The 23,817-nt window shown below is 60.6% G+C and carries 23 protein-coding genes; 12 read left to right on the top strand and 11 right to left on the bottom strand.

The window, feature by feature from the left end; all coding sequences use genetic code 11:
• Nucleotides 1–61 precede the first annotated feature (61 nt).
• The 4 genes from ACRWA7_RS02145 to ACRWA7_RS02130 form a co-directional block, all read right to left on the bottom strand.
• Complete coding sequence (locus ACRWA7_RS02145; RefSeq protein WP_438390854.1) at nucleotides 62–2,017, bottom strand: sigma-54-dependent Fis family transcriptional regulator; 1,956 nt, start codon at nucleotides 2,015–2,017, stop codon at nucleotides 62–64.
• Nucleotides 2,018–2,119: 102 nt separating this feature from the next.
• The gene (locus ACRWA7_RS02140) at nucleotides 2,120–2,512 is read right to left on the bottom strand and encodes a DUF779 domain-containing protein (protein WP_060857515.1); all 393 of its coding nucleotides are present in this window, start codon (nucleotides 2,510–2,512) and stop codon (nucleotides 2,120–2,122) included.
• A 76-nt stretch (nucleotides 2,513–2,588) separates the two neighbouring features.
• Complete coding sequence (gene adh, locus ACRWA7_RS02135; RefSeq protein ID WP_438390853.1) at nucleotides 2,589–4,109, bottom strand: aldehyde dehydrogenase; 1,521 nt, start codon at nucleotides 4,107–4,109, stop codon at nucleotides 2,589–2,591.
• A 209-nt stretch (nucleotides 4,110–4,318) separates the two neighbouring features.
• Complete coding sequence (locus ACRWA7_RS02130) at nucleotides 4,319–5,656, bottom strand: hypothetical protein (RefSeq protein ID WP_060857517.1); 1,338 nt, start codon at nucleotides 5,654–5,656, stop codon at nucleotides 4,319–4,321.
• A 297-nt stretch (nucleotides 5,657–5,953) separates the two neighbouring features.
• Between ACRWA7_RS02130 and ACRWA7_RS02125 the strand changes: the two genes are divergently transcribed.
• The 3 genes from ACRWA7_RS02125 to ACRWA7_RS02115 are packed head-to-tail and all read left to right on the top strand — an operon-like array spanning nucleotide 5,954 to nucleotide 8,829.
• The gene (locus tag ACRWA7_RS02125) at nucleotides 5,954–6,520 is read left to right on the top strand and encodes a lysozyme (RefSeq protein WP_438390852.1); all 567 of its coding nucleotides are present in this window, start codon (nucleotides 5,954–5,956) and stop codon (nucleotides 6,518–6,520) included.
• A 29-nt stretch (nucleotides 6,521–6,549) separates the two neighbouring features.
• Nucleotides 6,550–7,593 (top strand): hypothetical protein, encoded by a 1,044-nt coding sequence (locus tag ACRWA7_RS02120; RefSeq protein ID WP_438390851.1) that lies wholly within the window; start codon nucleotides 6,550–6,552, stop codon nucleotides 7,591–7,593.
• 36 nt (nucleotides 7,594–7,629) lie between these two features.
• Nucleotides 7,630–8,829, top strand: coding sequence for a DUF2235 domain-containing protein (locus tag ACRWA7_RS02115; protein ID WP_060857520.1), 1,200 nt, complete (start codon nucleotides 7,630–7,632; stop codon nucleotides 8,827–8,829).
• Between the two features lie 58 nt (nucleotides 8,830–8,887).
• Here ACRWA7_RS02115 and ACRWA7_RS02110 read toward each other — a convergent pair whose 3' ends face one another.
• The 3 genes from ACRWA7_RS02110 to ACRWA7_RS02100 form a co-directional block, all read right to left on the bottom strand.
• On the bottom strand, nucleotides 8,888–9,214 hold the full coding sequence (locus ACRWA7_RS02110; RefSeq protein WP_060857521.1) for a DUF4148 domain-containing protein: 327 nt from the start codon (nucleotides 9,212–9,214) through the stop codon (nucleotides 8,888–8,890).
• 471 nt (nucleotides 9,215–9,685) lie between these two features.
• Nucleotides 9,686–10,372, bottom strand: a complete 687-nt coding sequence (locus ACRWA7_RS02105) for a TetR/AcrR family transcriptional regulator (RefSeq protein ID WP_438390850.1) — start codon at nucleotides 10,370–10,372, stop codon at nucleotides 9,686–9,688.
• Nucleotides 10,373–10,421: 49 nt separating this feature from the next.
• Nucleotides 10,422–10,658, bottom strand: coding sequence for a hypothetical protein (locus ACRWA7_RS02100; protein ID WP_438390849.1), 237 nt, complete (start codon nucleotides 10,656–10,658; stop codon nucleotides 10,422–10,424).
• A gap of 59 nt (nucleotides 10,659–10,717) precedes the next feature.
• Here ACRWA7_RS02100 and ACRWA7_RS02095 point away from each other — a divergent pair, with 59 nt between their 5' ends.
• On the top strand, nucleotides 10,718–11,068 hold the full coding sequence (locus ACRWA7_RS02095) for a response regulator (RefSeq protein ID WP_060857557.1): 351 nt from the start codon (nucleotides 10,718–10,720) through the stop codon (nucleotides 11,066–11,068).
• Between the two features lie 14 nt (nucleotides 11,069–11,082).
• On the opposite strand, the gene ACRWA7_RS02090 is transcribed toward ACRWA7_RS02095, so the two are convergent.
• Nucleotides 11,083–11,928 (bottom strand): phytanoyl-CoA dioxygenase family protein, encoded by an 846-nt coding sequence (locus ACRWA7_RS02090; RefSeq protein WP_438391031.1) that lies wholly within the window; start codon nucleotides 11,926–11,928, stop codon nucleotides 11,083–11,085.
• A gap of 316 nt (nucleotides 11,929–12,244) precedes the next feature.
• Here ACRWA7_RS02090 and ACRWA7_RS02085 point away from each other — a divergent pair, with 316 nt between their 5' ends.
• Nucleotides 12,245–13,270 (top strand): TcdA/TcdB catalytic glycosyltransferase domain-containing protein, encoded by a 1,026-nt coding sequence (locus ACRWA7_RS02085; RefSeq protein WP_438390848.1) that lies wholly within the window; start codon nucleotides 12,245–12,247, stop codon nucleotides 13,268–13,270.
• A gap of 12 nt (nucleotides 13,271–13,282) precedes the next feature.
• Here ACRWA7_RS02085 and ACRWA7_RS02080 read toward each other — a convergent pair whose 3' ends face one another.
• Nucleotides 13,283–14,194, bottom strand: coding sequence for an AraC family transcriptional regulator (locus tag ACRWA7_RS02080; protein WP_438390847.1), 912 nt, complete (start codon nucleotides 14,192–14,194; stop codon nucleotides 13,283–13,285).
• Nucleotides 14,195–14,349: 155 nt separating this feature from the next.
• Between ACRWA7_RS02080 and ACRWA7_RS02075 the strand changes: the two genes are divergently transcribed.
• The 6 genes from ACRWA7_RS02075 to ACRWA7_RS02050 all read left to right on the top strand — a co-directional run bounded on the left by ACRWA7_RS02075 (nucleotide 14,350) and on the right by ACRWA7_RS02050 (nucleotide 22,119).
• Nucleotides 14,350–15,129: an SDR family NAD(P)-dependent oxidoreductase gene (locus ACRWA7_RS02075; RefSeq protein ID WP_438390846.1), complete on the top strand. Its 780-nt coding sequence runs from the start codon at nucleotides 14,350–14,352 to the stop codon at nucleotides 15,127–15,129.
• 84 nt (nucleotides 15,130–15,213) lie between these two features.
• Entirely contained in the window at nucleotides 15,214–15,867 is a 654-nt protein-coding gene (locus ACRWA7_RS02070; RefSeq protein ID WP_060857558.1) for a TetR/AcrR family transcriptional regulator, read from the top strand.
• A gap of 246 nt (nucleotides 15,868–16,113) precedes the next feature.
• Nucleotides 16,114–16,512 carry a VOC family protein gene (locus tag ACRWA7_RS02065; protein ID WP_438390845.1) on the top strand — a complete coding sequence of 133 codons (399 nt, stop codon included), beginning with the start codon at nucleotides 16,114–16,116 and terminating at the stop codon, nucleotides 16,510–16,512.
• Between the two features lie 370 nt (nucleotides 16,513–16,882).
• Complete coding sequence (locus ACRWA7_RS02060) at nucleotides 16,883–17,455, top strand: DUF2760 domain-containing protein (RefSeq protein ID WP_438390844.1); 573 nt, start codon at nucleotides 16,883–16,885, stop codon at nucleotides 17,453–17,455.
• A complete protein-coding gene (locus ACRWA7_RS02055; protein WP_438390842.1) occupies nucleotides 17,452–19,299 on the top strand; it encodes an Hsp70 family protein in 1,848 nt (615 codons plus the stop codon). The genes ACRWA7_RS02060 and ACRWA7_RS02055 overlap by 4 nt, the downstream gene beginning before the upstream one ends.
• A 6-nt stretch (nucleotides 19,300–19,305) precedes the next feature.
• A complete protein-coding gene (locus tag ACRWA7_RS02050) occupies nucleotides 19,306–22,119 on the top strand; it encodes an Hsp70 family protein (protein ID WP_438390841.1) in 2,814 nt (937 codons plus the stop codon).
• 82 nt (nucleotides 22,120–22,201) lie between these two features.
• Here the strand turns inward: ACRWA7_RS02050 and ACRWA7_RS02045 are convergent, their stop codons facing one another.
• Nucleotides 22,202–22,471, bottom strand: a complete 270-nt coding sequence (locus tag ACRWA7_RS02045) for a hypothetical protein (RefSeq protein WP_060857532.1) — start codon at nucleotides 22,469–22,471, stop codon at nucleotides 22,202–22,204.
• Nucleotides 22,472–22,855: 384 nt separating this feature from the next.
• Between ACRWA7_RS02045 and ACRWA7_RS02040 the strand changes: the two genes are divergently transcribed.
• Nucleotides 22,856–23,044: a hypothetical protein gene (locus ACRWA7_RS02040; RefSeq protein WP_157766673.1), complete on the top strand. Its 189-nt coding sequence runs from the start codon at nucleotides 22,856–22,858 to the stop codon at nucleotides 23,042–23,044.
• A 27-nt stretch (nucleotides 23,045–23,071) separates the two neighbouring features.
• Here ACRWA7_RS02040 and ACRWA7_RS02035 read toward each other — a convergent pair whose 3' ends face one another.
• Nucleotides 23,072–23,590: a DUF6622 family protein gene (locus tag ACRWA7_RS02035; RefSeq protein WP_060857534.1), complete on the bottom strand. Its 519-nt coding sequence runs from the start codon at nucleotides 23,588–23,590 to the stop codon at nucleotides 23,072–23,074.
• Between the last annotated feature and the right edge of the window lie 227 nt (nucleotides 23,591–23,817).

Genomic DNA, 23,817 nt, shown 5'->3' with positions numbered 1-23,817 from the left:
GGGAGATCACACCGCAGTGCACCATCCTCGCGAATGAGACGTTTGTCTCAAACGGCGTCGATCAGCGGCGACGTGATTGCCCAAGCGCCGCCATCTTCCGGTACAGCGTATTGCGCGACACACCAAGCATGCGCGCGGCGGCCGATACATTGCCGCCGTGCTTGTCGAGCGCAGCAGAGACGGCGGTCAGTGCAAGATGGTCCAGACGTATGTTCTCTTTCAAGACCGGCTGCAACGCCACGCCTTGATACTCCAGAAAATCTTCCGGAAGATGGTTGAGCCGGATCGTGGTCTCGTCGTCATCGAGCATTGCGCAGGCGGTCTTCAGCACGTTGGCAAGCTGGCGAAAATTTCCCGGCCACGCGTGTTGCGTGAAAGCGCCGAGAACCTCCGGTGAAACCCTGATAGCAGGCCCGTTCGCGCGCTCGGCCCTCAGGATCTTTTCAACCGTCACCGAAAGATCCGTGCGTTGCCGCAGCGGCGGCAAGGTCACGAGCAAACCGTTGATGCGGTAGTAGAGGTCCTCGCGAAACTCGCCGCTGCTCACGCGTTCACGCAAGTTTCGGTTGGTCGCGCAAATCAATGCGAAGTCGACCGGCACGCAACGCGCGCTGCCCAGCGGCGTCACCGTATGGTCCTGCAGTACGCGCAACAAGCGGCTTTGCAGGGCGAGCGGCATATCGCCTATTTCGTCTAGGAACAACGTGCCGCCATCGGCCTGCAGGATCTTGCCGCGCGCCCCTCGCTTCGATGCACCCGTGAACGCGCCCTCTTCGTAACCGAATAATTCGGACTCGATCAATGTATCGGGAATGGACGCGCAATTCACCGCGACGAACGGTCCGTCGCTGCGCGGCGAATCCCTGTGCACCGCGCTCGCGAGTACATCTTTGCCCGTCCCCGTCTCGCCGCCGATCAGGATCGGAATGTTCTTGCCCATGACCTTGCGCACGCGTTCGACGAGCGCCGCCACTTGCGGGTCGCCAGTGAGCAGATAGCGCAGGCCGGACAACCTGGCTTGAGGCTCCGGCGTGCGTTTTCGTGCGGTAACGTCCGTGATCTCGCTTGCGTCCGTGCCGAATGCGACCGACGTGGAGCGCCTGAAGTCCACGCTCGCGAAAACATTCACGCCGCTTGGCAAGCGCAATGAAATCAGCCGGTCGCTCGGCGTGACCATACCGTGGCGCATGAGATCAACCAGCTCGCCGCAGGAAACATTGAACAGCGACGACAAGCCATGCGCCTTGAGCGACGCAAGCGGCAAGCCAAACTGAAACTGCGCACTGCGATTCGCGGAGAGAAACCGGCCATCGGCCCGAAACGCGGCGATGCCTTCCATCAACGTGCCGATAAACTCGGGACGCCCGTGAAAATGAATGCGCAAGGCTTCGGGAAACGCGCTCGTGAACAAATGGTTCTCGATCATCTGCGCCGACATCTTGGCAAGCGCCATGGTGTGGCGGCTATGGCCGCGGCAATCGCCGGATACGTCGAGCACGCCCAACAATTCGCCGAAAGGATCGAGTATTGGCACGCTGGAGCAGGCGAGGAACTGATTGGCGCGCAGATAATGCTGGTCGCCGAGGATCATGGTGGGCTCGCCGGCGGCTATGGCGGTGCCCACGGCGTTGGTGCCCTGCCGCTGTTCGCTCCACAAGGCGCCCGGACGCAACGCCACGCGATCCGCGCGCGCCAGGAAATCGTCGTCACCCAGCGAATGAAGGATCAGGCCTTGTGAATCGGTCAGCACGACCATGCTGTGGGTATTTGCAATCTGCCCGTAGAGCGTTTCGATCACCGGTAGCGCATGCGTGCACAGCGCGCGGTTCTGTTCGCGCTTGAGCAGCAAGTCGGGTTCGCCGAGCACGCTGTAGTCAGGACGCATGGTTTCCGAGAGGCCGAAACCGCGGGACCTTTCGTGCGATTGCCTGATGACGTCGAGCACTTCGATACGGTTCGAACCGCTCAATCCGCTCAACGCATTTACCCGGCCTGAAGAAAGCGGGTCCATAGCCATTGTCTCCTCCGCCAACGTTCGCGGAGGGAGGCGGTGGCAAGCTCCGTCCGTTGCGTGGTCGATCGAGACAATGTACCACTACCAACGGCGTCTTTCCCGGCTTCAACCTGTTACATGCTCGACCGGATGTTCGTCGAGCCATGCGGATTCGTTGTCGTCGAATAGGCGCGAGCGCGTGAGAAAACGCAGACCGCTTGGGCGTTCCAGCGAAAACATGCCGCCGTTGCCCGGTACGCAATCAATGATCAATTGCGTGTGCTGCCAGTACTCGAATTGCGAATCGCTCATGTAGAACGGCACGCCGCCAATCTCGCCGAGCTTTACGTCGGACGAACCGACCATAAACTCTGCAACTGGAAAGCACATGGGCGCGCTGCCGTCGCAGCAACCGCCAGATTGATGAAACAATATCTGCCCGTGTTCAGCCTTGAGCTTTTCGATCAGTTCGATTGCCGCGGGCGTGGCGGTCACGCGTGAAACTTCATCGTGGCTCATCAGGGTTTCCACTTAAAAGTGCGAGGGGCAAGCCGCGCTGCACATGCGCAAGCGGCTCGCCGTCAGACTACCCGGTTTAGAAGAAGCCGAGCGGTTTGTCGCTGTAGCTGACCAGCAGGTTTTTCGTCTGCTGATAGTGGTCGAGCATCATCTTGTGATTCTCGCGGCCAATGCCCGATTGCTTGTAACCGCCGAACGCGGCGTGCGCAGGATAAGCGTGATAGCAATTGGTCCATACACGGCCTGCCTGGATGTCGCGGCCGAATCTGTACGCCCGCGTGCCATCACGTGTCCATACGCCCGCGCCGAGACCGTAGAGCGTGTCGTTGGCAATCTCGAGCGCTTGCGCTTCGTCCTTGAAGGTTGTCACCGACACCACCGGCCCGAAGATTTCCTCCTGGAAAATGCGCATCTTGTTGTGGCCTTTGAAGACGGTCGGCTTGATGTAGTAACCATTCTTCAATTCGCCATCCAGCGCATTGCGCTCTCCACCGATCAGGCATTCGGCGCCCTCCTGCTTGCCGAGATCGATATACGACAGGATTTTTTCGAGCTGTTCCTGCGAGGCTTGCGCGCCGATCATCGTCTTCGAATCAAGCGGATGACCCTGGCTGATCGCGGCCACGCGCTTGAGCGCGCGCTCGATGAACTTGTCGTAAATGCTTTCTTCAATCAGCACGCGCGACGGACAGGTACAGACTTCGCCCTGGTTCAGCGCGAACATGGCAAAGCCTTCGAGCGCCTTGTCGAAGAAACTGTCATCCGCGTTCATCACGTCGGCAAAGAAAATGTTCGGGCTCTTGCCGCCGAGTTCGAGCGTCACCGGAATCAGGTTCTGGCTTGCGTACTGCATGATCAGGCGGCCAGTCGTGGTCTCGCCGGTGAACGCGATCTTCGAAATGCGCTTGTTCGACGCAAGCGGCTTGCCCGCCTCCAGTCCAAAACCATTGACCACATTCAGCACGCCGGCCGGCAGCAGGTCCTCGATCAATTCAAGCAACACCAGAATGGATGCGGGCGTCTGCTCCGCAGGCTTGAGAACCACGCAATTGCCGGCGGCAAGGGCGGGGGCAAGCTTCCATACCGCCATCAGGATCGGGAAATTCCACGGAATGATCTGGCCGACCACGCCAAGCGGCTCGTGAAAATGATAAGCGACCGTGTCGTTGTCGATCTGCGAAATCGAGCCCTCCTGCGCACGAACGGCGCCGGCGAAATAGCGGAAATGATCGATGGCGAGCGGGATATCCGCAGCCATGGTTTCACGCAGCGGCTTGCCGTTATCGATAGTCTCGGCCACCGCAATGCGCGTCAGGTTCGCCTCCATGCGGTCGGCGATCTTGTTCAGAATGTTGGCGCGGTCCGTGGCCGAGGTCTTGCCCCATGCGATTTTGGCCTTGTGCGCCGCATCGAGCGCCTGCTCGATATCGGCTTCGCGCGAACGGGGAATGGACGTGAACGCTTCGCCTGTGATCGGCGAGATGTTGTCGAAGTATTCACCGCCTACGGGCTCAACCCATTTTCCACCGATGTAATTGCCATACTGCTTTTTGTACGGGAAATCGGTGTTCAGGAACTGCATCTCAGCGTGATTCATGTGCGTGCTCCTTGCGTGTCGGTGAGTGTGACCGTCCCGGCGAACATTGCCCTGGCCGGTGGAAATCTGCACGCGAGATGCATGCCAACGAACCTGAGGCGAATGTATACAAGGCGTGCGAGCGTTTGAGCCTATCGCTCCTGTTGTTCCATTGCTCCGTTTCGGAACACTTGCGCCGGACACTGTGATGAAACAGAACACGCTTGCCTTCACTTCGGGTCGCGGCGCCGCTCCTGTATGTTCAAATTGAAGACCCGCGTTGTCAGCGTATCGAGCATGCGGAAAAATCCGTCGGCGGCATAACCGGCAATAAACGCAAGGCCTGAAGCACTGAGCGTCAGCACGCCTGCGCCGGCGCTAATTTGCGTTGCGGTCGCCGACGGGCTGAAGAACAAGCCCACCGCCACGCCCGCCATCAGCCCAAGCGGCACGCGCATCAACGCAAGCGTCTCGTCTCTTGGCGCGAGCAGGTTGTCCGTGATCTTGTTGCCTATATCGCGCAGCAGCGAAGCAATGGTGCCGACCAGCGCAAAGAGGATCGGCAGGACATAGCTTGCATAAGTGGATAAAACCAGTGTGATCGACTGAATAGCTTCCTGGCGCGCCTTGTCCTCGCGCGGCGCCCCAGGACGCGCTGACGGACTTGTCCACTCGCCCCTGCCGACCGCGGTTGGAAACACCAGCATGAGGGCGCTGGAAGGGAAGCTGTTGGCGAACGTCGCGGCATCTGCAATCGACATGTCGTAGCGCGCCTGCATATAAGACCAGTCGTTGCATAGCAGCCGGACCGCGTTGGTCTGGGCATCTATTCCCGATGCATCGCAACGCTCGGGCACCGTCTTGCGGCTCGTGATTATTCTGCCGTCAGCGGAGCCGGCGGCGTTGTCCTTGTCGACTTCCGCGTAGATCTGCTGCGTGATATCCGCCGCGGCCCGGCCGTCCGCCTCGAAGCGTGCCGTGATCTGCACGCCATATGTGACGAGCCACAGCAGCAAAGCGGCAAAGACAGTCACGCATACACCAATCACCGTATTGAATTTATGGATCCAGCGAAACCGGCGAGCGCTTCCAACGAGTCCCGGATAAGCCTCGCGCGCAACCGACGCGCGTGTCTGCGTTTCACGGTCAGGGTCGTGCATCCCCTGGATGGGCCGTTGCTCCTCTACGAAAATATAGGTGTATGCAATGGTCAATCCCGTTGCCGGATATGCAAGGCTGTTCAACCGGTCCTTCACATAAAACAGCAAGGTGGCGTCGTAGGCCTTGTCGGTTGAAGGCGATGTTGGCGGATAGCGCAGCTTGCAGACCCACTTGATGGTCTCGAACGCATCAAGCGTGTGATTGCGTTCGGCAACGGCCGGTTTTTCTCCCGGAGGCGGCGTATCCGTCGGCGAGCGCGGGACTTTGCCATCGAGATCCCATATATGCGAATCCGGCCGGCCGGAAATGAAGTCGAGCAGCAGATGCACTTCATTCAGTTCGCGGCGGAAGATGAGTTCGTCGAACGTGCCGGGGTGATGATGGTTGCTCTGGTCCGATGACGTCATCCGTTGCCTCGATTTTTTTAGGCGGAGCGAATGCCGGGACGAGCCATTCCGCGTGAAATGTGAGTTCGCGTGCTGTTCATCGAAGACGATTCAAAAGGTCTGCAATTTCAAATTCCGATGAGCCGCGCGGGAGGCGTGGTGAGTTATGTGGCCTGGCGAACGTTGAGAGCGTTTCGCGAATGCTCGGCACAGGTTCCTTTCCAAAAGGGAACTCACTCGTTCGTCCTTCGTATGGCGCGTCAGGACGCATGAATGTCATGTGCCCGGGGCCGCCTCGAGCACAGTAAGGAGGACGTCATGACCCCTCGCGCCGTATGCGAAGCCGCTGTGAACCTTGTGAAGCTATATGAAGGCATCCCGGGATTCGGCGATGGCACCGGGACGATTCGTCCATATCTCGACCCGGTGGGCATCTGGACGATCGGCTGGGGCCACGCGATTGAAAGCGGAGGCCATTTTCTGCGCGGCAATGCAGCACTTGCCGAAGTCAAGGCGCTCTACCCCAATGGCATCACCGTCGCGCAAGCAGAAACGCTCCTTGAAAGCGACCTCATGCAAGCGGGCGCGGGCGTCCTTGCATCGGTCATCGTCCCGCTCAACGACAATCAGTATGGTGCCCTGACCAGTTTCGCGTTCAACCTCGGCATCGCAAATCTTCGTTCGTCTACCTTGCTGAAACTGCTCAACGCAGGAAACTTTGCCGGCGCCGCGGATCAGTTTCTTCGCTGGTGTCATGCAAACGGCCAGGCGTTGCCAGGACTGCTGAAACGCAGGAACGCCGAACGCAGCCTGTTCCTCGAGCGGGTTTCGCCGCAGCCCGCCATTGTTGCCGTGCCTGAAGCTGGCGCAGCACACGCCATTTGAGCGGCCGCGGCCGCAATGCCGGAGGCTATATGAAGCGACTTTTTCACGGCGCACTGGCGGTGCTTGCATCGATACTGCTCTGCGCCAGCGCACATGCGCAGCCCCAGGCGCCCACGGTCATCCACGGCTCATTGGGCGATGTCATCCGCGTTCCCATCGCGGGGGATTGCCCCGCGTCATCGGTCGTCCGGCAGTACACATTGATCGTCGATGGCGACAACACCGGAATCACCGCGCAGGGATGCGCGGCAGACCCTCGCGCCGTGTCCTTCTTGCTCGGCAGGACAACCGATGCGCCGCCGCCCGAAAATACTGCGGCATGGCATCGGTTGACTGGCTTTCCGTGGCTGGGCAATGGCTCCGCGCTGATGCGCGAGTTGCAGGTGAGTGTCGCGGACGCCGACGGAAAAATTGTCGCCGGCCCCGGCACAACGCTTCTGTTCGAGTGGTCGCGCGGGTGGCGCATTGCGGTGGCCGCTGCCGTGGCTATCGCGACGGTCGCGCTCTTTATCTACCTTGGCGCGAGCACGGCCTTGCTGCGGGACGTGGGCGCCGAAACCACGGTGCCGTTCCAGAACCGCACGTTCAGCCTTGCGCGAACACAGATGGCATGGTGGACGGCGATTATCGTGGTGTCCTACGTGTTCGAGTGGCTGGCGCTTGGAGGCGTGCCGCCGTTATCGGCGCAGCCGCTGGTTCTGATGGGTATCTACAGCGTGCTGGGTGTCAGCGCACGAGGCGTGGACCTGTCGCGGCGCACGCAATTCCCTTCTACGACTCCGCACTTCTTCAAGGACCTGACGAGCGATGAGAGCGGCGTCGCCGTGCATCGCTTGCAGATGCTTGTGTTTACGACCGTAGTCGGCCTGATGTTTCTCAATCAGGTGTTCACCACCTGCACCATGCCGCACTTCGATATCAATACGCTTTTGCTGCTGGGCATCAGCGGCGCGACTTACATAGGCTTCAAGACAACCGAGGCACAGCCCAAGCTCGATGGCACGGCGGTATCGGGCAGCACTGCGGGCGATGCCCTCAAATCCGGATACTCCACGGGTGACGCCCTGCCCTGACCCCACAAAACCGCTCACTCAACTAGAAGGATCGTCATGCCAAAGAATATAGTGTTCTGCGCCGACGGCACCTGGAACGGACCGAACTCCGGCGAAGACGACGACACGCCCAAGACCACGAACGTATGGAAGCTGTTCCTGAATCTCGCCAGCGATCCCCATTCGGGCGCCGTGGTCTATGCGACCGAACAGGAATCGTCGCTGACCGCCGGCGGTCAATGCCTGCAAGTAGCCAAGTATCTGCACGGCGTGGGCGACTCGAACAATGCCATCATCAAGATGCTCGGCGGGGTCTTCGGCTGGGGGTTGATTGCGCGGATTGTTCGCGGTTATACATTCATCTCGCGAAATTACGAAGAGGGGGATCGCATATTTATTATTGGCTTTAGTCGCGGGTCTTACACCGCGCGGGCGCTTGGCGGACTCATCGTCGACCAGGGCCTGCTCAATGCAAAGACGCTCGATCTGAGCGATCCGCTCGTCGGGTATCGCAATGGCGTTGCCGCGTGGCGTGCGCATCGCGCGAACCGGGCTACAGCCATTTCAAAAACGTGGAATACGTCCGTCGTTTCGCTGTTCCGGGAGGTGACGAGCTTCCTGACGCTCTCCCCGCCCATCGATCCAAAGGACCTTATTTCAGGCATCAAGATTCAGGCTATAGGCGTATGGGACACGGTCGGATCCATGGGCATACCGCTCTACGTGGAGTCAAACGACCAACGCGTCGACGTTTTCCGCTTCGCCGATACGGCGCTGAGTCCCGCCGTGCTGTACGGCTTCCACGCAATCAGCGTGGACGAGCAGCGCGGCGACTTTACGCCAACGCTATGGGACGAACGCGCCAACATCACGCAAGTCCTCTTCCCCGGAGCGCACTCCGACGTCGGCGGCGGTTATCCCTCGGCCAACAACGAGAGCGGTTTGTCCGATGGCGCGCTCGCCTGGATGACCAGCAGCCTGGCCGAAATCGACAATGGCATCATCTTCCAGAACCCCTTCCTGCCGATGTCGCCCAGCGCGCTCGGCGTGGCTCATCAACCGTGGGCGAGCGGCGTGTTCGTTGGCCTTCCACATGGTCCGCGCGACTTTTTGACGTCCTTGCCGCTCGGCGCACATCGCTCGATTCGCGACAGGCTCGCCGGAACATCTGTGCTCGGCGATCCGGTGGGCGCACCCGGCCCTTACGTACCGTCGACGCTCAAGGACTACTTCGCAACGGTCGAGACATGGGCGTGAACCAAAGGGCGCTGTGGAGCGCCAGGCTTAAGAAGCCAGCCTGACGCTCCACACGGCATTATTGGCCTTTGTAGATCGACTGGGTATCGATCGATGCCTGCGGACGTCCCGCCTGCGATGATCCGCTTGACGATGTGCCGTACTCGCTGTCTTGCGGAGTCTGCGCCTGCGCTTGGTTCTTTTCGGCCACGCGTGCAAGCGCGGCTTGCAGGTCCGCAGGATAGGTCGTGTCGCTTGCACTACCGGTGTACCCCGCGTCGCGAAGCTGGACGAGTTCATTGTTCACTTGCTCGCGGGTGATGGGCCCGTTGTTCTGCTGAGCAAACGAAGTGATCGGCCCGGCCAACACCGATACAATAAGGACTGCATAGATCGACGATTTCATGTTTACCTCCAGAAGGTTGTGTCCTGCGGTTGAGGCTCAGGTTCGCAGGGTGTTTCCCCGGTGTGATAAAAATAGATCGCCGGTGTTACACACGATTAATAAGTTTATTAAATGCCATGTAACGCCGACTCGGACAAGACCCAAGCGGGACCGCGAATTCTTTTTTTCGTAGTACGTGCTTTCGTCACTCAAGCCAACCACATCGACCGGTCCGGTTGATCCGGGAAAGGTTGTTATCGATCGATGGGTCTAGTGTCGCCGGCAAACGCCGTTGCCGAAACCATGCTGAGGAAGGGGCTTGAAGGAGCCCGCCTGAAGGAGGGATTCTTGCCTTCACACCGGCTTCGCGTTCGATGATATGAAAGCCCGCGTCGATAGAACCGAAAGCGCGCAGGTCGTTCACGCCATACCAGCGAAAGCTTCTGAGTTCTTCTGGAGCTTTGCGTCGAGCGCTATTTCAGCGCTCGACGCCTACCCGATCCGCATCTGATCGATGGTCGCCTCGACCAGCGCATCGGCGCTTTCCACCCCTTCAGCCGATAGCGCGATGCCGCTAAGGCGTCCATCGATGAGCAAGGTGGCCAAGCCGTGCACATAAGCCCACGCCGCGGTCATGGCGACCGCGCGCGCGGCGTCCAGCTTCACCGACGCTGAAGTCCGTTCGCTTGCCTGATCGGCGTCGCTTGTGACGTCGGCCAGCGCCAACGCTGACATGCGCCGTGCTTCAACCAGCGACGCCCGCGTGTTGTCGAGCATTTCCCCCCGCGACATGAGCCGGAACAAATCCGGGTTCGCGACGGCAAAACTCACATATCCGCGAGCGATGGCGCGACGCCGTTGCGGCCCCGGCCGCAAGCCGTCCGCGTGCTTCAACATGGTCTCGGTGAGGCGCAGATGGCCGCTGGCCGCGAGTTCGCTCAGGACGCCGGCTGTATCGCCGAAATGGTGCTGCGGCGCTGTGTGCGACACCCCGGCTTCTCGCGCGATGGATCGCAAGCTCAGGCCGCTGATGCCGTCGTTTCGCAGCACGGTTTCAGCCGCCGCGAGCAGCGCACGCGGCAGCCCACCGTGGTGATAGGGTTTTTGCACAGGCGGCGCGTCGGTACTCGGGGTTTTCTTGGACCTGGAAACCGCTGCGGGTTTTCGGCGTTCATTCATGGCGGCCACGGGCAGGAGAAGTGAGGAGCAGCGTTGAGTGGAGCGGAAGTCAACTTTCCAACGGAAACATGCTCGCGTCGCACGCGCCGATTGTCAACCGTTTTTGGGCGAAATGGGCTGCCTCGCCTGGTTTTGGGGAAATGCAGTAATCGCCCACCGAAGCCATCGCGGTTGTAATAATGACCCGCGCCTGCCGCACACGCGCGCTGGGCAAGCGCCACCGCCATGCGCGATCAACCTGGCACTGTCGTTGCATGGATAGGTGCGAACGCGCGATCTCGTTCATTTCACCTGCCTGTCGGACGTCAAATCCAAGCAGCACACCACACAAATGCCGAGGACATCGTGCACATTCTTTTTATCGACGACCATAAAGATTCAGCCGACGCGTTTGGCGAAATTGCCTCGGGCCTGGGACACAAGGTGCAGGTGGCGTACGACGGCCGCGCCGCTCTGGAGTTGACGCAAGCTCAAAGCTTCGACGTGGTTTTCTTCGACATCGAATTGCCCGATGCAGACGGCCGTGAACTCTGCCGGCTGGTGCGCGAAGAGGGCGCGTCACGCGACGCATGCGTGATCGCGGTGACAGGCCGCACCGATCTGCGCGACGACGATCTGGAACCGTTCGACGGCTATCTCCACAAACCGATCAGCGCGGGCGCCCTGGAGCGTGCGCTGAGGTTTTCAGAAGGCTAAAGCTGGTCTTTTCCCTACCGCGTCGCGTTGGTGCGGCCTTCGGCGTTTTTCGCGACCGCAACGGCATCGAGATTTTGCGGATACGGAAAATTCAAGCCAAGCAATTGACGCATGGTCGGGCTGGCGCTCTTGACGAACGCTTCACCGACCATCGCGCGCAGGTCTTCCATTGGCTTGACGAACTTCGGAAGGTACTGGATCAGCACGGCGCTACGATCCTGCGCGCTGTGATTGGGCATCGCGCAATGCCATGTCGCGCCGAAAAACACAATCGCATCGCCCGGCTCCGCTTCCATGCGCTCGCAGCGCTCGAAGAAGGCATCGCCGTCACCGGGGTACCGTAGCTCGTGTTGGGTATGCGGCACAAAAGCGGTCGCGCCGGTCTGCGGCGTGAAGGGGTCAAGCGGAATAGTGACTTGCGCGTTGAGCGGGAAGCTCGTGTTGATGCCGACCGGGAACGTGCCCGGCGCATGAAAATCCCAATACGGATAATCGATGTGCGGCTCCTGTCCCGGCCCGTTCGGGAGAATCCGGTTGGCGGCAATCGATCCCATGATGAAGTCATCGCCAAGAAAAAGCCGCATGGCCTCGACAATCGCGGGATGCTCCGCCATTTCTGAAAATACGCTGCCCTTGGCAAGCAGATTCCACACACGGCGCTGTAAATGCAGGCGCTGATCCTGCGCCGCCTGCCCCTGAAAATGCGTAACGGTCTGGGCCCGATCCTGCGAATGCGCCATCACGATGCTGCGCGCCTGCGCAACTTGCTCCTTGCTGAACGCGCCTTGTATGCGCACAGCACCCGGGCCGCGCAAGAGCGCTTCCACCACGGCATGAGGCGTCACTGCATCGGCTTGCATGCTTTGCACGGCTGTCTCCCTTCTGCTTTCTGCTTTCTGATTTCTGCCTGGAACGCGGCACTCCGGCCGCTGATAGAAACAAGCATAGAAGAGCATCATCGCCAATGCAACGATAATTTTACTATTTTACTTGATGGAATTTTTATTCCATTTTCCGATGTTTCTTCTGGATAGCGACGTATTTCCAATGCGCCCGACACCAATTGGAATAGGGCAAAGGCCCTGAGTGTTGTCAGTAAACGAGAGGCGTCGATCAGCCACGTCGAATCTTGACGTCCACCTTCGCCAGCCGCTGACAGACATCGGGAAATCCAACTTGAAAGCCATACCCAAGAAGCTGCATATCATCTGGATCGGTAACGACATCCCTCAGCGTAATCGAGACTGCATTGCGACCTTTCCCACCAAGAATCCCGACTGGGAAGTCAATCTGTGGATCGATGCAAAACAGTTGCTGACTGGCGAACGGCGCCGCGCCGCCACCACGCACTATACGGCGCAGAACAACAACGGCTCGGGCGTGAGCGTGGATCAATGGAAAACGGTCGCCGAGCGCGTGGGAAAGGACGGCGACGATCGCGCAACCATGAAGTATCTGGAGCAATATTTGAACTATCGCGGTGAAGCATTGCAGGGCATGCGCGTGCAGAAGATCAACTCCATCATGGCGTTTTGCAAGAGCAACCGCATCAAGCTGCGCGAGGTAGAGCGCGATCTCAACATGGGAAAGACCGCGCCGATTTATCGACAGGAACTGGTCGAGCGCGGCGGCAATTTCGGTGCGGCCAGCGACATCCTCAGAATCGAAATCCTTATGCAGTACGGCGGCGTGTATGTCGATACGGACGTCTCCTGCGCAAGTCCGCTTGGATCGATTATTTGCCACGAGTCGTATCCGCGATTCTCGGCCGTCAACCACGCGTGGAAGGACGGCGTCAGCCAAACCGACTGGGAGTCCGCCGCGTGGTGGGAAACCAAAGTGGGCAGCCAGACGCCCGCCATCAGCAATTCCGTGATCGCATGTCACCTCAGAAGCAAAGGCATGAAGACCTATAAAGCCATGGTGCGGAGCAACTTCAAGACGCTCAAGAACGACGCCGCGCGACGCGAGCTTTATTTCAACGATGTTCGCAAGAGCACGATCCAGATGACCGGCCCGACCGCTGCATCGAAAGGATCGGGATTCACCAGCGTCAAGGAAAAGCTGGAACGCAGCGTGGGCGGCATCACGACCGAAGCCGAACTGACGGCCAGGCAATTGAGCGACAAGCTGTTCATGCGGGACAACTGGTACTTCCCCATGTACATGATCGTCGATCGCTATTTTCACGACTGGCTGTAGATTGCCTGAATGTCAGACCGTTCCGGCCCTCAACGTAACGACATCGCGCCGAGGCGGCGCGCCAAACATGCGCGCGTATTCACGGCTGAATTGCGATGCACTTTCATACCCGACCTGAAACGCGGCCGTCTCGGCATTGGCCGCGTCCATCAGCATCAGCCGCCGCGCTTCGAGCAGGCGCAGTTGCTTCTGGTACTGAAGCGGCGTCATCGACGTCAGCGTCTTGAACTGCCGGTGAAACGCCGAAGGACTCATCTGCGCCTGCACTGCGAGTTCTTCGATCCGCACGTTTTCAGCAAACCGGTTGCGCAATGAATGGATCACACTGACCACACGATGCGCGTGGCTATTGCCCAGCACGATCGCTGCGACATCGGCGGCGCGGGGGCCTGTGAGCAGCCAGTAGCAGATTTCCCGCATGATCGACGGATAAAGCATCGGAATGGCTTTCGGCGTATCGAGCAGGCGCATCAGCCGCAGTGCGCAATCGGCCAGCGGCCCGTCGAAGTCCGTGACGAAGACACCGCGCGCAGCCTCGCCGCTCGCGCCGACTGCACTGTGCGTTTCTTCAGACGCGGCCAGTCCTTCGAGCACGTCACGCATCACGGCGAGATCGAATTCGATCACGATGCCAAGAAACGGCTGCGTCCTGCTCGCCTCCACGACCCGGCCAACCGCCGGCATCTCGACGCTGACAACCAGCGCCTGTCCCGCGCGGTAGTGAAAACGCTGATTCCCGAAGATGGTCCATTTCGCGCCCTGCACGATAATGCACAGCGCAGGCTTGAAGATGAGATGCGACGGCTGTCTTTCCCGATTCGAGCGCAGGATCATCACACCGTTGACGGGCGTGAGATATGGACCGTCACCGGGCTGCGAATCGGTGTAACGCGTGACGGCTTCCAGCAAGGCATCATCTGACACGTGCAAAACTCCCTCGGCGCTAGAACCCCGATGATATAGGCGTTCCGGAGAAAACACCCGTGACAGGATCAGGCAAGAAGTGGCCAAGTTCGGGCATTCAACGCGGGCTTGCGCGAGCGTATCGTTGGTTGAACACGAACTCAACGGAGCCATCCATGCCCATCGAAACCAGCCACACTTCCAGCCGCAAGATCGCCATTGTCACGGGAGGAAGCCGTGGCCTCGGCCGCAATACCGTTTTGAATCTGGCGAAGCGCGGCGTCGATTCAATCCTGACGTATCACTCGAATCGCGCGGAAGCCGACCAGGTTGTGGCAGCGGTCCGCGAAACGGGCGGCAACGCGGTTGCTCTTCAACTCGATACAGCCAACACCGCTTCCTTTGACACCTTCGCGGCCGGCGTGCGTCAGGCGCTTGCCGACCTGGGCGCGCAGCGTTTCGACTATCTCGTGAACAACGCGGGCACCTCGCTCCACAAGGCATTCCATGAGACCACCGAAGCCGAACTCGACGCCCTTTATGCGGTTCACTTCAAGGGCGTGTTTTTCCTCACGCAGAAACTCCTGCCAATCATCAACGACGGCGGCCGTATCGTGAATATTTCGTCCGGTCTCGCGCGGTTTTCGCTTCCCGGGAGCAGCGCGTATGCGTGCATGAAGGGCGCGGTCGAAGTGCTTACGCGCTACCTTGCAAAAGAACTGGGCGAGCGCAGCATTGCCGTCAATACCGTGGCGCCCGGCGCTATCGCGACGGACTTCAGCGGCGGCATGGTCCGGGACAATCCCGAAGTCAACAAGCGTGTCGCCGACATGACGGCGCTCGGCCGCGTAGGCCAACCCGATGACATTGGCCCGATGATCGCGGCGCTGCTTTCGGACGATAACCGCTGGATCAATGCACAGCGCATAGAAGTATCGGGCGGCATGATTATTTGATTTGGCAGTGCCTGGATAAGCTGGAGATGCGTGTCCCAATGCTTGTAAAATAGGAGCTAATACTCGCTTTTGGACGCAAAACTCGTGATAACGAAGAGACGCCCGTCGCTCAGGCCGCGCAAAGTTCCGCAGCAATCCCGCGCCGAACATACGGTAGCCGCGATCCTGGAAGCAGCGGCGGCCATTCTCGAAACACGCGGCATGGAGGGGTTGAATACCAACCTCGTTGCCAAACGCGCGGGGGTCAGCGTTGGCACGCTGTATCAGTATTTTCCCAACAAGGACGCGCTTGTCGTCGCGCTCAGTCTGCGCGAGCAAGCCGCGTTCTACGCCGAAGCGGACTGCGCGCTACACCAGCCGACCGGTCAGAGCGCGTTGAAATACCTGATCACCGTTTCGGTACACCAGCAACTGCGCCGCCCGGCGCTGGCGCGCGCGCTGGATTTCGAGGAAGGGCGTCCTGCCATTGCCCGGGAACTCGGAACGTCCAAGGCTGCTTTTCACGAACTGATGCAACAGATCCTGTCGCGCGACGATATCCCGCCACAGAACAACATGGAGATCGCAACGGATGACCTCCTCGCCATCCTTCGCGCCGTCGTGGATGCGGCGGGAGAACGCGGTGAAGTGGATCGCGGTGCGCTGGAAGAACGCGTCGGACGGGCTCTGTTTGGCTACCTCGGCATATGCGATCGGCCGCCTGAGAAATCCAGGGCGCGACACAAGCGTCCGGCCTGATTAATGCCATGCGGACTGGCCATGCCAAAAAGCGAGCAAACATTCAGCGCCTTGCGCGGCTCAGCACAAAAACCCACGCCCCTGCTAGTTCCAATACCGAATAAACCAGCACAGCTAAAGCGAGTTTAAAAATCGAGTAATTGCTCGCAAAATGAACGTCATGGCGCATCGCCCTGAAGACGCTGCCCGGCAGGGTCGCATCGGCGAATAAGCCTGCACATCAACTACATTTTGTGAGATCGAGCAATGGAACTTAATCAGCAAGCCAAACTCAATCATCTGAGCTTTCCCTCTGCCAACGTAGCCGAGACAGCCGAATTCTTCGAGAAATTTCTCGGCTGCGAGGTTGTGGCCACCGGCCAGCATTGCCTGCTCAAGCGCAGCGGATTCGATATCGTCCTCGAACAAGTCAACGATATCGAACCCGTCTGGCCGAAAAATTTTCACTTCGGCCTGGAAGTCGAGACGCTCGAAGACGTCCATTCGCTTTATCGCGAATTCCGGGAAGGTGGCGTTCAGATGGAAACGGAAGTGTTCAACAATATGCGAGGCTCGCGATTCTTTTGCCGTGCTCCGGGTGGCGTGCTGATTGAAGTCAATACGCGCGAGGACATGCAAAAGGATCAGTGGCAGAAGCTTTTTTAACAAGCCTCCGCAGATTCGCCGCAATCAAAACAAAACTTGAATCCGAGCCGTTGCGGCCCCGCGCTGCAATGGCTTGCATTCAGAGAATTTCGACGCGCTCCAGCCTTTAACCGCTTCGTAAAAGCACGGAATCACAGTCTCCCTTCTCGCGGCTTTCGCCCGCTCGAACGGCCGATGCTCACATCAAGGCAAAATACGGGTTTCGCAACCATTGCGCGCGCCAGCGTTTTCGCCGGAGGCGCGCGGCTTGCAGCGCATTTGCCGATCAGAAAATGCCGCCGGATCATGGGCCAGCTTCAGACCGTGTCCCGCTGGCGCCAAGGACAGCCCGACCCGGCTCGTCCCTCAAAGAGCACATCAGGAGTCGTTTATGAGTGATTTGAATGCGTCGTTCCTCAGCCGGTTTTCTCTGGCCGTGGGAACGTTCTTCGCCATACTGGGCGACCGTGAAGTCGCAGCCGGCGTACGCCGTGTGCGTAGCGGCGAAGCCGTGGCCCCGGAACCGCCACCAACGCCAGCACCCGCGCCAGCATCGGCCCCGATCGTCCGGACGATAAAAGAAGCCACCCCCGACGCCGCGCTCCAACTGCTGGGCCTGCTGCAGCGCGATGCACGCTTTATCGATTTCATCGAGGAAGACGTGGCCGCCTATTCCGACGCCGAGATCGGCGCGGCCGCACGGCTCGTCCACGATGGCTGCCGCACGACCTTGCGGGAGCATTTCACCATCCGGCCGGTGCGCGCGGAGGCGGAAGGCAGCCGCGTGACACTGCCCGAGGGTTTCGACGCAAGCGCCATTCGTCTCACCGGCAACGTGGTCGGCCAGGCGCCGTTCAGCGGCAACCTGAGCCATCGCGGCTGGAAAGTCGAGCAAGTGCGTCTGCCGAAGCTGACCGAAAGCCACGACGCATCAGTGATCGCGCCAGCCGAGGTGGAACTATGAGCGGCGCGCGATATTCCATCGGCATCGACCTGGGCACGACGCATTGCGCCCTTTCATACGTCGATCTCACCGCGAGCGACGGCGAGAAAACCGCGCAACGCGTGCTGCCGATCACCCAACTCACTGGACCGGGCGCGATCGAGGAACTGGAACTGCTGCCCTCGTTTCTCTACCTGCCGCATCCGAGCGAATTCAGTCCCGGCGACCTGAGCCTGCCGTGGAGCGCCGAGCGCGATTTCGCAGTCGGCGAACTGGCGCGAAACCGGGGCGCGGCCACGCCTATCCGGCTGGTATCGAGCGCCAAGAGCTGGCTTTGCCATCCGGGCGTCGACCGGCGCGCGGCCATCCTCCCAAACGACGCGCCGCCCGAAGTCACGCGCGTCTCGCCGCTCGAAAGCTCGGTGCGCTATCTCACGCATCTGCGCGAAGCGTGGAACCACGCGCACCCCGACGCGCTGTTCGGCGAGCAGGAAATCACCGTCACGATTCCGGCCTCCTTCGATCCCGCCGCCCGCGACCTCACGGCAGAAGCCGCCGAAGCAGCGGGCTATGGCCGCATGACCTTGCTCGAAGAACCGCAGGCCGCGCTGTATAGCTGGATCGAGATGAGCAATGGCCTCTGGCGCAAGCAGGTTCAAGTGGGCGATGTGATCCTCGTCGTCGATGTCGGCGGCGGCACCACCGACTTCTCGCTGATCGCCGTGATCGAACGCGAGGGCAATCTCGAACTGCATCGAATTGCGGTCGGCGAACACATCCTGCTCGGCGGCGACAACATGGACCTGGCGCTCGCCTACGTGGTCGCGCGCAAGCTCGCGGCACAAGGCACGCAGGCGGACGCGTGGCAGCTTCGCGCGCTCACCTACGCGTGCCGGTCGGCCAAGGAAACGCTTCTCACCGATCCCGCCACGCAAACCGTGCCGCTTGTGGTGCCTAGCCGCGGCTCCAGGCTGATCGGCGGTTCGATCCGCACCGAACTCACGCGCGATGAACTCACGCAGACCATTCTCGACGGCTTTTTCCCGCAAGCCGACCGTGCTGACCGTCCGGTCAGCCGTGCGCGTGTCGGTCTGACACAACTCGGCCTGCCGTATGCGCAGGACGCGGCCATTCCGCGTCATCTCGCGGCGTTCCTGGGCCGCCAGGTGAACGCGCTGAACGAGATCGAGGGCTTGCGGAACACACTTCCCGAAGGCGCCAGCTTCCTGCATCCGACCGCCGTGCTGTTCAACGGCGGCGTGTTCAAGTCTGAACTCTTGGCGGGCCGCATTCTCGATACCGTCAACGGCTGGCTCGGCGCCGAAGGCGCGCCGCCGGCCCGCTTGCTCGCGGGCGGCGACCTCGATCGCGCGGTCGCGCGCGGCGCGGCCTACTACGGCTATGTTCGGCGCGGCAAAGGCGTGCGGATTCGCGGCGGCACGGCCCGTTCGTATTACGTTGCAGTCGAGTCGGCGATGCCCGCTGTGCCCGGCATCGAACCGCCCGTGCAGGCGCTGTGTCTCGCGCCTTTCGGCATGGAAGAAGGCACCGAGGCCGCGTTGCCGCCGCAGGAATTCGGGCTGGTCGTCGGCGAACCGGTGCACTTCCGGTTCTTCGGTTCTTCGGTGCGGCGGCAGGATCAAGTCGGCACGCTGCTCGACTTCTGGGGACCCGATGAATTGCAGGAACTCGAGGAAATCCAGGCGACGCTGCCGACCGAAGGGCGCACGCCCGGCGAAGTCGTGCCCGTGAAGCTGCATGCACGCATTACCGAAGCCGGCACGCTCGAACTGGAAGCCTTGCCGCGCGATTCCGGCGAGCGCTGGAAAGTCGCGTTCGATGTACGCGCCAACGCAAATAGCTAGGCGCTCATGAAGCAATACATCGTCGGGATCGATCTTGGTACGAGCAATACGGTCGTGGCGTATGCCGACGCTCGCGCCAGGAACGGATCGAAGGAGATTCGTGTCTTCGATATCGATCAGCTCGTCAGTCTCGGCGAAGTTGCGGGACGGCCGCTGCTGCCGTCCGCGCGATATCACCCGGCTCCGGGCGAACTGAATCCCGGCGACCTGCAGTTGCCCTGGCGCGATGCCAATCCCGCCGAAGAACCGCAAGCGGTGATCGGCCGCCTTGCCCGCACGCTTGGCGCGCAAGTGCCGGGACGGCTTGTGGCGAGCGCTAAAAGCTGGTTGTCGCATGCGTCGGTGGACCGGGTCGCGCCCATCTTGCCGTGGGGCGCGCCGGATGACGTTGGCAAGGTGTCGCCTGTTGCGGCGAGCGCGAGTTATCTGGCGCATGTGCGCGCGGCGTGGAACGCGCATTTCCCAGATGCGCGAATGGAAACGCAGGACGTGGTGCTGACCGTGCCCGCTTCCTTCGACGACGGCGCCCGCGCCCTCACGCTGGAAGCCGCCCGCATGGCCGGCTTGCCGCAATTGCGCTTGCTTGAAGAACCGCAAGCGGCGTTCTATGACTGGCTGTTCCAGCACCGGGCGACGCTTGATTCCGAACTCGCGCAAACGCGCCTCGTACTCATATGCGACGTCGGCGGCGGCACGACCGATCTCACGTTGATCAAGGTCGAGCTGAAAAATGGCGAGCCTGCCGGCGAACCGCAACTCACGCGAATAGGCGTTGGCAATCATCTGATGCTCGGCGGCGACAACATGGATCTGGCGCTCGCGCATCTAGTCGAAGCGCGAATGGCGACGACGTCCGCGCGGTTATCGGCGGCGAGTTTGTCGCAACTGGTCGAGCGGTGTCGCGCGGCCAAGGAACAGTTGCTCGGCGCAAACGCGCCGGAAGCCATGTCGATCACGCTGCTCGGTGCGGGCTCGCGCATGATCGGCGGCGCGCGTTCGGTCGAAGTATCGCGGCAGGAAGTCGAGCAGATCATCGTCGATGGTTTTTTTCCCGCAGTTGCATTGAGCGAACGCCCGCGACGCTCGCGCAGTGCGATTGTCGAATTCGGCTTGCCCTACGCAAGCGATGCCGGAATCACGCGCCATATCGCGGCGTTCCTGAGCCAGCACGCGGCGCAGTCGCGCGAGGCTCTGGATTCACCCGAAGCCGACCGCGACACGTTGCCGGTCCCCGATACCTTGCTGCTCAACGGCGGCGTGTTCCGTGCAGAAGCACTGGCCGCACGTCTCGCCGACACCCTCGGTTCATGGCGCGGAAAACCGCTGCACGCGCTTCACAACGACAACCCCGATGTCGCCGTCGCACGCGGCGCGGTCGCGTATGGCCTTGCGCGCGGCGGCGTTGGGCCACGCATTGGCGGCGGCGCGGCGCGCAGTTATTTCCTCGTGCTCGAAGACGAAGGCCAGGAGAAAGGCGCAATCCAGCAAGGCATCTGCCTCTTGCCGCGCGGCACGGAAGAAGGCCGCGAAGTGTTCCTGCAAGACCGCGTGTTCACGCTCTTGCTCGGCTCACCGGCGCGATTCCATCTGGTTTCATCGACGGGAGACAGGGTCTATGCACCGGGCGAACTGGTCGATCTGTCCACGGGCGATTTCGTTCGCTTGCCGCCCATTGCCACCGTTGTGCAGCCACGCTTCGCCAAAGGCCCGCGCGAAACGCCGGTGCAACTTTCGGCGTCGCTGACAGAAGTCGGGACGCTGGAAGTGCATTGCATCGATCAAGGCGATCCATTGAAGCGCTGGCAGCTCGAATTCCAGTTACGCCGCGAAGCTTCAGCCAATACAACGGTTGGCGAAATACTTCATCCATCGTATGACAGGGCGATCGAACAGATCGATCGTTCGTTCGGCGCGCGTGCGCACGACGTTGATAGAAAGGAAATCAAGCGCTTGCGCGGGCAACTCGAACATGTGCTCGGCCCACGCGATACATGGGACAGCGCGTTGCTTCGTGAACTCTTCGGCGCGCTGTGGGAACGCGCGCGACGGCGGCGGCGCTCGCCGGATCACGAGCGCCTGTGGTTGAACCTTGCCGGTTATTGCCTGCGCCCGGGCTTCGGTTATCCGCTCGATGAATGGCGCGTCGAACAACTATGGACGCTCTTCGACGACGGCATCCAGTATCTCAACGACGCCCAGGTCTGGTCGGAATGGTGGACCTTGTGGCGCCGCGCCGCGGGCGGTCTGAACGAAGCTCAACAAGTCGCCGTGCTCGACGCCGTGGATTATGTGCAGTCCATCGCCGCCGCGCGGACGAAAACCAAAGCGCCCTTCGATGCATCCAAGACCGGTCACGCCGATATGGTGCGGCTGGTGGCGTCGCTTGAACGCGTGCCTGTCGAGCGCAAGATCGATGTCGCGCAGAAGCTGTTCGCGCGGCTCGAAAAGCCCTCGGAAAACCATCAGGGCTGGTGGGCGATCGGGCGCATCGGCGCGCGCCGGCCGTTCTATGGCAGTGCGCATGGCGTGGTGCCCCGGGATATCGCGGCGCAATGGCTAGAAAGGATTTTTGCGCTCGACTGGAAGAAGGTGGAACCGGCCGCGTTCGCCGCTGCGCAAATTGCGCGCATGACGGGCGACCGATCGCGAGACTTGCCCGATGACGTTCGCGCGCGCGTGGTTCATCGGCTGGAAAATGCGGGTGCGTCCAAAAGCTGGATCGAGATGGTGCGCGAAACCGTGGAACTCGACAAGGCAGACGAAGGCCGCGTGTTCGGCGAATCGCTGCCGCCGGGGCTGAAGCTTATCGCGGGCGTATGACGTTCAACGAATGCGCGCGTGGATGATCAGGACAGTGGATCAAGCCATGTCGCGCGCCTGATTCCGGCCCAACGCAACGCCGTCAGTGACCAAAGAACACATCGCATTGCGTCCCACCAATGCACTGCCGCGGGCGCGACATGCTGCTTCGCGCGCTGCGCGTATCTTGCGTCCCGCCATACGATGTATCGGAAGTAGCTTGTGCTGAGGTGTTCGCATCGTGCACGACGGCCGCTTGCCCGGTCGGACGCGCGTCCTGCTGGACTGGCTGCTGCTGACTTTCCTGTCCTGTAGCGCCGCTCGCCATGGCGAGCAGAAATGCGCCACCTACAACCAACGCACGGGTTTTCATTTCGATACTCCTGCAAATCCAGGCACGTCACGCGAAAACTGCCGCCAGCGACGCGCCATATTCTGTATGTGCTTCGCAAACACACGGCAAAGCCGAACTCGAGCGAAGCAATACGGCCGCCCTGCTTACTGAGTTATAGGCCGCGCATGACTGTTTTCACAGCGGGATTTGCGCCTGGTCCGCGCTTGCGCACCCTCCTTCGGGACCCCGCGAAAGTAGGGCTGTGCAAAGAGCCGCCCCCATCTAAGCTGAGGTCATGGTGCTCAGCAACGTTTCAGCATGCAGATTGCTTACGAAACACCGCGCGTTGGCGTGATCGCCGTGGCATGGCGATTGCCGTAGTTGCTGCAGCAGCCCGTCCCATGGAAGTCTTCGGAGAACATCATGATGTACGTCACCACGTGGCTGGCATCCATACTGATTGCCATGCTGGCCGTTTTCTTCATTTCGCTCGCCCTGCCGAATTCGGCATCCGACGAACTGAACCGCGCGTCCGCGGCCCAGGCCATATTCACCGGCACGGGCGCCAGCGTGCCACTAAAGCATGGCATGCCGCATGTGATTCGGCGGTAGGCTTGCCACCGTAGTCAAGATGTCCACTCACACCCGCTCGCCGAAAGAAGCCGGGGACCCTGGCCGGAACGCCAGGCAATACACCAGAAAACGCCCGGCAAAGATTCCGGCAACAAGTCCCGAGACGAGACCATCGAGCACCGGGTAAAGCGAATCGACTCCTGCGTGCGTGATCGCAAGCTCCACGCCCAGCCAGAACTTCGACGCGAACGTCAGCAGAATCAAAACCAACGGCACGATAGATCCGGGCAGCGTGACCGTCTTCTGTGCGCGATCCACTGTCAGCCGCGACCGGCGCGCGAGCAGAACGCCGATTGCAATTCCAAGCACCGCGCCGCCGACCCATGCGAGGCCGGTATTCCATCCCGCGGCCGGCTCCTTGACCAGATGCAGCAGACCCCAGCCGGCAAACACCGCAGGCACTATCGCCAGTCTGGAGAGCGGCGCCGTGCCGCCTTTCATGGCCTTGACGCCTCGCGAAAGCAGATACACCAACAATACCCAGACCCAGACGGGCGTACCGCGCAAGATGGCTTCGATAGACATGGATCTCTCCCTTGAGTCGCGGACCCTTGGGGACCGCATGAATAAAAACAGACAGGCGCAGCGTCTTGTGAACGTGGATTTACGCACAATCTTTACATTGGAAATATTTTGACGCTACACGAGGAACGCGTCAACATATCTTTCCATTGTAAAAATTAATTGAAATGGAAACTCCGATTCCTATGCGGAACCGGAATGCGGCGCAAACACGACAAATCGGACTGCCG

Origin of the sequence: Caballeronia sp. DA-9 (genome assembly GCF_051615025.1) — a bacterium.
Classification (GTDB): domain Bacteria; phylum Pseudomonadota; class Gammaproteobacteria; order Burkholderiales; family Burkholderiaceae; genus Caballeronia; species Caballeronia sordidicola.
Note: the sequence above shows the minus strand (reverse complement) of the source record. Positions and strands in the feature narration are given on the sequence as shown.

What these genes read in the sequence shown, in the direction of transcription:
- ACRWA7_RS02145 (WP_438390854.1), bottom strand. Translation starts at nt 2,017, where the DNA reads ATGGCTATGGACCCGCTTTCTTCAGGCCGGGTAAATGCGTTGAGCGGA.
- ACRWA7_RS02140 (WP_060857515.1), bottom strand. Translation starts at nt 2,512, where the DNA reads ATGAGCCACGATGAAGTTTCACGCGTGACCGCCACGCCCGCGGCAATC.
- adh (WP_438390853.1), bottom strand. Translation starts at nt 4,109, where the DNA reads ATGAATCACGCTGAGATGCAGTTCCTGAACACCGATTTCCCGTACAAA.
- ACRWA7_RS02130 (WP_060857517.1), bottom strand. Translation starts at nt 5,656, where the DNA reads ATGACGTCATCGGACCAGAGCAACCATCATCACCCCGGCACGTTCGAC.
- ACRWA7_RS02125 (WP_438390852.1), top strand. Translation starts at nt 5,954, where the DNA reads ATGACCCCTCGCGCCGTATGCGAAGCCGCTGTGAACCTTGTGAAGCTA.
- ACRWA7_RS02120 (WP_438390851.1), top strand. Translation starts at nt 6,550, where the DNA reads ATGAAGCGACTTTTTCACGGCGCACTGGCGGTGCTTGCATCGATACTG.
- ACRWA7_RS02115 (WP_060857520.1), top strand. Translation starts at nt 7,630, where the DNA reads ATGCCAAAGAATATAGTGTTCTGCGCCGACGGCACCTGGAACGGACCG.
- ACRWA7_RS02110 (WP_060857521.1), bottom strand. Translation starts at nt 9,214, where the DNA reads ATGAAATCGTCGATCTATGCAGTCCTTATTGTATCGGTGTTGGCCGGG.
- ACRWA7_RS02105 (WP_438390850.1), bottom strand. Translation starts at nt 10,372, where the DNA reads ATGAATGAACGCCGAAAACCCGCAGCGGTTTCCAGGTCCAAGAAAACC.
- ACRWA7_RS02100 (WP_438390849.1), bottom strand. Translation starts at nt 10,658, where the DNA reads ATGAACGAGATCGCGCGTTCGCACCTATCCATGCAACGACAGTGCCAG.
- ACRWA7_RS02090 (WP_438391031.1), bottom strand. Translation starts at nt 11,928, where the DNA reads ATGCAAGCCGATGCAGTGACGCCTCATGCCGTGGTGGAAGCGCTCTTG.
- ACRWA7_RS02075 (WP_438390846.1), top strand. Translation starts at nt 14,350, where the DNA reads ATGCCCATCGAAACCAGCCACACTTCCAGCCGCAAGATCGCCATTGTC.
- ACRWA7_RS02065 (WP_438390845.1), top strand. Translation starts at nt 16,114, where the DNA reads ATGGAACTTAATCAGCAAGCCAAACTCAATCATCTGAGCTTTCCCTCT.
- ACRWA7_RS02060 (WP_438390844.1), top strand. Translation starts at nt 16,883, where the DNA reads ATGAGTGATTTGAATGCGTCGTTCCTCAGCCGGTTTTCTCTGGCCGTG.
- ACRWA7_RS02055 (WP_438390842.1), top strand. Translation starts at nt 17,452, where the DNA reads ATGAGCGGCGCGCGATATTCCATCGGCATCGACCTGGGCACGACGCAT.
- ACRWA7_RS02050 (WP_438390841.1), top strand. Translation starts at nt 19,306, where the DNA reads ATGAAGCAATACATCGTCGGGATCGATCTTGGTACGAGCAATACGGTC.
- ACRWA7_RS02045 (WP_060857532.1), bottom strand. Translation starts at nt 22,471, where the DNA reads ATGAAAACCCGTGCGTTGGTTGTAGGTGGCGCATTTCTGCTCGCCATG.
- ACRWA7_RS02040 (WP_157766673.1), top strand. Translation starts at nt 22,856, where the DNA reads ATGATGTACGTCACCACGTGGCTGGCATCCATACTGATTGCCATGCTG.
- ACRWA7_RS02035 (WP_060857534.1), bottom strand. Translation starts at nt 23,590, where the DNA reads ATGTCTATCGAAGCCATCTTGCGCGGTACGCCCGTCTGGGTCTGGGTA.